Genomic DNA, 5,821 nt, shown 5'->3' on the forward strand with positions numbered 1-5,821 from the left:
TGTCAGTCGACATTGTTGTTGAATGACACGACGTTTTCGCGAGCAAGCCCGCTCCCACAGGGGGATTGCGTTTTACCGGTCGACCTTATGCCTGGCCGCATACAGGCACAACATCTCCATCGCCAGCGTCGCCGCCGCCAGTGAGGTGATCTCCGCGCTGTCATAGGCCGGAGCCACTTCCACAACGTCCATGCCCACCAGATTGATGCCGCGCAGACCGCCGAGAATTTCCAGCGCCTGTACCGTGCTCAAGCCGCCGCATACCGGTGTTCCGGTGCCAGGCGCGAATGCCGGATCGAGGCAGTCGATGTCGAAGGTCAGGTACACCGGGTTGTCGCCGACTCGCGCGCGAATCGCCTCGACAATCGCCTCGCAACCACGTCGATGCACCTGCCGCGCATCGAGCACTTCAAAGCCCTGATGATCATCGTTGGTGGTACGCAAGCCGATTTGTACCGAGCGCGACGGGTCGACCAGCCCTTCCCTGGCTGCGTGCCAGAACATGGTGCCGTGGTCGATGCGCTTGCCCTCCTCGTCCGGCCAGGTGTCGCTGTGGGCGTCGAAGTGGATCAGCGACAACGCCCCATGCTTGCGGGCATGGGCCTTGAGCAGTGGATAGGTAATGAAATGGTCGCCGCCAAACGTCAGCATCGCCGTGCCGGCATTGAGGATGTGTTCGGCGTGGGCCTCGATCATTTCGGGCGTCGACTGCGGCGAGCCGTAATCGAAATCGCAATCGCCATAGTCGATCACCGCCAAGTGATCGAACGGGTCAAACGTCCACGGCCAGTGCCGTTCCCAGGCGATCCCGGCAGAGGCGGCGCGAATGCCGCGTGGCCCGAAGCGTGCGCCGGGGCGGTTGCTGGTGGCGGTGTCGAACGGCACGCCGCTGACGGCCACGTCGACTCCGCGCAAGTCACGGCTGTAGCGGCGACGCATGAAGCTGGTGATACCGGCGTAGGTACTTTCGGCGGCCGTGCCGTAAAGGCTGTCACGGGTCATGGCTTGATCGTTCTGCATCGGGACGTCCATTGAAGGCTCCTTGTCTTTTTCTTATTGGCGGCTACGGAAAGTGGTCCACAGGCGGGTGCGCTGGCGCATGTCCTTGAGGCTCATGCTGCGGTCGGCGTACAGCCGTTCCCGCACGTCGGCTAGCGGGTAGATGTCCGGATCGGTTCGTACCGCTTCATCCACCAGCGGCGTGGCGGCCTGGTTCGCCGTGGCGAAGAACAAGGTGTTGGTCAGTGCCGCAACGGACTCGGGGCGCAACATGAACTCGATAAAAGCGCGGGCGGCTTCGGGGTGCGGCGCGTCCTTGGGGATCGCCAGGTTGTCCTGCCACACGAGGGTGCCTTCCTTGGGAATCCGGTAGGCAATTTCATAGGGTTTGTTGGCCTTGCGTGCCTGGTCGGCGGCCATGCTCGCGTCCCCGTTGTAGGTCAGCGCCAGGCACACACTGCCATTGGCCAGGTCGCTGATCTGCCGCCCGGTGGCGACGTACAACACATTCGGTTGTAGCTGATGCAGCAACGCCTCGGCGGCTGACAGATCGTTCTTGTCGGTGCTGTAGGGATCTTTACCCAGGTAATGCAGCGCCAGTCCGATGACCTCTTGCGGTGAGTCAAGAATGGCAATGCCGCAATCCTTCAACTTGCTCGCGTACTCGGGTTTGAACAGCAGGTCCAGGCTATTGAGCGGCACGTCCGGCAAGCGCTGCTTGACCGCCTCGACGTTCATGCCCAAACCCAGGGTGCCCCAGGTGTACGGCACGCCGTAGCGGTTGCCCGGATCGACAGCGGCGAGTTTTTCCAGCAAATCCGCATCAAGGTTGGCGTAGCCCTTGAGTCCTTCGTGGGGAATCGGTTTCAACGCCCCGGCCGCAAGCCCCCGGGCCAGCACGCTGGAGGACGGCACCACCACGTCATAGCCGCTGCCGCCCGTGAGCAACTTGGTCTCCAGCACTTCAGATGAATCAAAGGTGTCGTAGCGCACATGGATACCGGTTTCCTGCTCGAACCGTTGCAGGGTTTCGGGGGCGACGTAATCGGCCCAACTGTACAGATTGACCTCCTTATCCTCGGCCTGGGCCGAAACAGCAACGGCGAGCAACAGCGTGGATAAACACAGCTTGAACTTGGGAGCCATGACGAACACCTGACCAGAGGAAGTGGTTGCAGGATGCGTCGTCGGATACATTGATAAAATATCAAGTTAATTAACCTGACTTTACGACGGAGTAATGTTTGATGCTCGGCCAACTCCACGATCTGGATCTGCAATTGTTGCGACTGTTTGTCAGCGTGGTGGAATGCGGCGGTTTCAGCGCAGCCCAGGGCGAGCTGGGGTTGAGCCAGTCGAGCATCAGCCAGCAAATGGCCAAACTGGAAACCCGCCTTGGCTACCGGCTATGCAGTCGCGGCAAGGGAGGGTTCAGGATCACGCCCAAGGGCGAACAGCTCCTCAGCGCCACCCGTGGACTGTTCGAGTCCATCGAAGCCTTCCGTCATCAATCCAACGGCGTGGCCGGACGCTTGATCGGCGAAGTGCGCCTGGGTCTGTCCGAAGCCCTGGATCAATCGGTGCTGCAACGGGTGGCCGAGGCGATCCGGCGCTTCCGTGAAAGGGACGAATCGGTGCGCATCGAACTGATCAGCGCCATGCCCGGCGAAATGGAACGCTTGCTGCTGCAACAGCGGCTGGACCTGGCCATCGGCTATTTCTCTCAAGTGCAAAGCGCGTTCGACTACCGCCAATTGTTCATAGAAACCCAGCATCTGTATTGCGCCCCCGGTCACCCGTTGTTCACCAACGCGGCCCCGGACGATGAGGATTTGCAGGCCTGCGACCGGGTCGGTCACCCCTACCGCTTCCTGCGCAGTGACGAGCCCTTTCAAGGCAAGCTGTGTTCGGCACGATCGGAGCAGGTCGAAGGCACCCTCGCCTTCATTCTTTCCGGCAAGCATGTCGGTTACCTGCCCAGCCACTTTGCCCGTACCTGGGAAGACAAGGGTTTGCTCAAGGCCGTGCGGCGCAACGACATGAGTTTCGATGTCGCGTTTCATCTGGCCCGGCACCGGGCACAGGTGGCCGGTGATGCGCAGAAGGCATTCGAAGAGGATCTGCTCGCGGCGTTTGCCTGAATACGCCGTGGTCTACGCTGAAACGGTGCCGGTCATCACCATGCAAAAATGCACAGATAACCTGCACTTATCCGGGTTGTACAAGGCAAATTTGCACTGATACGATCCGTCATCGCTCGCGCGCGAGCATCTCGATAAAGAACAATAAAAGCAGGGAGTTAGTGATGACTGCTCAGGTGTCTTCTCCGGGGACTCAGTCCATGGATGCCATGCAAAACGAAGTGCTGGCCGAGGTTCGCAACCACATTGGTCATCTGACCCTCAACCGCCCCGCCGGCCTCAATGCCCTCACCCTGGACATGGTGCGCAGCCTGCAACGCCAGCTCGACGCCTGGGCCCAGGATTCGCAAGTCCATGCCGTAGTCTTGCGGGGTGCCGGCGAAAAAGCCTTCTGCGCTGGTGGCGACATACGCTCGCTATATGACAGTTTCAAAAGCGGCGACACCCTGCATGAAGATTTCTTCGTCGAGGAATACGCCCTCGACCTCGCGATCCACCACTACCGCAAACCGGTGCTGGCCCTGATGGATGGCTTTGTCCTCGGCGGCGGCATGGGCCTGGTGCAAGGCGCGGACTTGCGCGTGGTCACCGAAAAAAGCCGTCTGGCGATGCCGGAAGTCGGCATCGGTTATTTCCCTGACGTCGGTGGCAGTTATTTCCTGCCGCGCATTCCCGGTGAACTGGGGATTTACCTTGGGGTCAGTGGCGTACAAATCCGCGCAGCCGATGCCCTGTATTGCGGTCTGGCCGACTGGTACCTGGAAAGCGACAGGCTGGGCGATCTGGACGAGAAACTCGACCAGCTCGAATGGCACGACACGCCGCTCAAGGACCTGCAAGGCCTGCTGGCCAGACTCGCCGTTCAGCAACTGCCTGATGCGCCACTGGCAACGTTGCGCCCGGCCATCGACCACTTCTTCGCCCAGCCCGACGTGCCGAGTATTGTGGAACAACTGCGCGAAGTAACGGTCGCCGACAGCCACGACTGGGCCATGACCACCGCCGACCTTCTGGAAACCCGCTCGCCACTGGCCATGGGCGTGACCCTGGAAATGCTGCGTCGCGGTCGGCACCTGAGCCTTGAACAATGCTTCGCCCTTGAGCTGCATCTGGACCGCCAGTGGTTCGAGCGCGGCGACCTGATCGAAGGCGTGCGCGCCTTGCTGATCGACAAAGACAAGACACCACGCTGGAACCCGCCCACCCTTCAGGCGCTGCACGCCGAACACGTGGCGAGCTTCTTCAGCGGGTTTGACCAGAGCGAGAGCTGAGCCATGCACGATATCGAATTGAGCGAAGAGCAAGTCATGATCCGCGACATGGCCCGGGATTTTGCCCGTGGCGAAATCGCGCCCCATGCCCAGGCCTGGGAAAAGGCCGGCTGGATCGATGACGGTCTGGTGGCGAAGATGGGCGAACTGGGCTTGCTGGGCATGGTGGTCCCCGAGGAATGGGGCGGAACCTATGTCGACTACGTGGCCTACGCGCTGGCGGTTGAAGAGATTTCCGCCGGCGACGGTGCTACCGGCGCCTTCATGAGCATCCACAACTCCGTGGGCTGCGGGCCGGTACTCAACTACGGCAGCGAAGAACAGAAACAGACCTGGCTGGCGGATCTGTCCAGCGGCAAGGCCATCGGTTGCTTCTGCCTGACCGAACCCCAGGCCGGTTCCGAGGCGCACAACCTGCGCACCCGCGCCGAACTGCGCGACGGCCAGTGGGTGATCAACGGCGCCAAGCAATTCGTCAGTAACGGCAAGCGGGCCAAGCTCGCGATTGTATTTGCCGTGACCGATCCGGACCTGGGCAAGCGTGGCATCTCGGCATTCCTGGTGCCCACCAGCACCCCTGGCTTCAAGGTCGACCGCAGTGAACACAAGATGGGCATTCGCGCCTCCGACACCTGCGCCGTGACCCTCGACAATTGCACCATCCCCGAAGCCAATCTGCTGGGTGAGCGCGGCAAGGGCCTGGCCATCGCCCTGTCCAACCTCGAAGGCGGGCGAATCGGCATCGCCGCGCAAGCACTCGGCATTGCTCGCGCGGCGTTCGAAGCGGCGCTGGCCTACTCCCGTGATCGGGTGCAGTTTGGCAAAACCATCAATGAACACCAGAGCATCGCCAACCTGCTGGCCGACATGCACATGCAACTGAACGCCGCACGGTTGATGATCCTGCACGCCGCACGCCTGCGCACGGCCGGCAAACCCTGCCTGTCGGAGGCCTCACAAGCCAAGCTGTTTGCGTCGGAAATGGCGGAAAAGGTCTGCTCGTCCGCCATTCAGATTCATGGCGGCTATGGCTACCTGGAAGACTATCCGGTGGAAAGATACTACCGGGATGCGCGGATCACGCAGATCTACGAAGGGTCGAGCGAGATACAGCGGATGGTGATCGCCCGCGAGCTGAAGAACTACCTGATTTGATGCCCTGTACCTGTAGGAGCGAGCTCGCTCGCGATGGCGGTCAACGATAACGCTGGGCACCTGAATCAACCCGGTGCCCTTGGGTTTTTCGCGAGCAGGCTCGCTCCTACAGGGATTCAATGTAGGAGCGAGCTCGCTCGCGATGGCGGTCAACGATGACGCGGGGCACCTGAATCGACTCGGAGCCCTTGGTTTTTTCGCGAGCAGGCTCGCTCCTACAGAGATCCAATGTAGGAGCGAGCTCGCTCGCGATGG

General features: G+C 61.2%; 5 protein-coding genes. 3 read left to right on the forward strand and 2 right to left on the reverse strand.

The window, feature by feature from the left end; translation table 11 throughout:
• Positions 1–72 precede the first annotated feature (72 nt).
• Both speB and ACCD00_RS30025 read right to left on the reverse strand, forming a co-directional pair.
• Positions 73–1,032 carry an agmatinase gene (speB, locus tag ACCD00_RS30020; RefSeq protein WP_413428831.1) on the reverse strand — a complete coding sequence of 320 codons (960 nt, stop codon included), beginning with the start codon at positions 1,030–1,032 and terminating at the stop codon, positions 73–75.
• Positions 1,033–1,053: 21 nt separating this feature from the next.
• Positions 1,054–2,145 (reverse strand): polyamine ABC transporter substrate-binding protein, encoded by a 1,092-nt coding sequence (locus tag ACCD00_RS30025; protein ID WP_413428832.1) that lies wholly within the window; start codon positions 2,143–2,145, stop codon positions 1,054–1,056.
• Positions 2,146–2,246: 101 nt separating this feature from the next.
• Here ACCD00_RS30025 and ACCD00_RS30030 point away from each other — a divergent pair, with 101 nt between their 5' ends.
• The 3 genes from ACCD00_RS30030 to ACCD00_RS30040 all read left to right on the forward strand — a co-directional run bounded on the left by ACCD00_RS30030 (position 2,247) and on the right by ACCD00_RS30040 (position 5,566).
• Positions 2,247–3,140: a LysR family transcriptional regulator gene (locus ACCD00_RS30030; protein WP_413428833.1), complete on the forward strand. Its 894-nt coding sequence runs from the start codon at positions 2,247–2,249 to the stop codon at positions 3,138–3,140.
• 164 nt (positions 3,141–3,304) lie between these two features.
• Complete coding sequence (locus tag ACCD00_RS30035; protein WP_413428834.1) at positions 3,305–4,411, forward strand: enoyl-CoA hydratase/isomerase family protein; 1,107 nt, start codon at positions 3,305–3,307, stop codon at positions 4,409–4,411.
• A 3-nt stretch (positions 4,412–4,414) separates the two neighbouring features.
• Positions 4,415–5,566 (forward strand): acyl-CoA dehydrogenase family protein, encoded by a 1,152-nt coding sequence (locus ACCD00_RS30040; RefSeq protein WP_413428835.1) that lies wholly within the window; start codon positions 4,415–4,417, stop codon positions 5,564–5,566.
• Positions 5,567–5,821: the final 255 nt, after the last annotated feature.

The sequence above is a fragment of the Pseudomonas sp. Pseusp3 genome (genome assembly GCF_047304225.1).
Classification (GTDB): domain Bacteria; phylum Pseudomonadota; class Gammaproteobacteria; order Pseudomonadales; family Pseudomonadaceae; genus Aquipseudomonas; species Aquipseudomonas fluorescens_CD.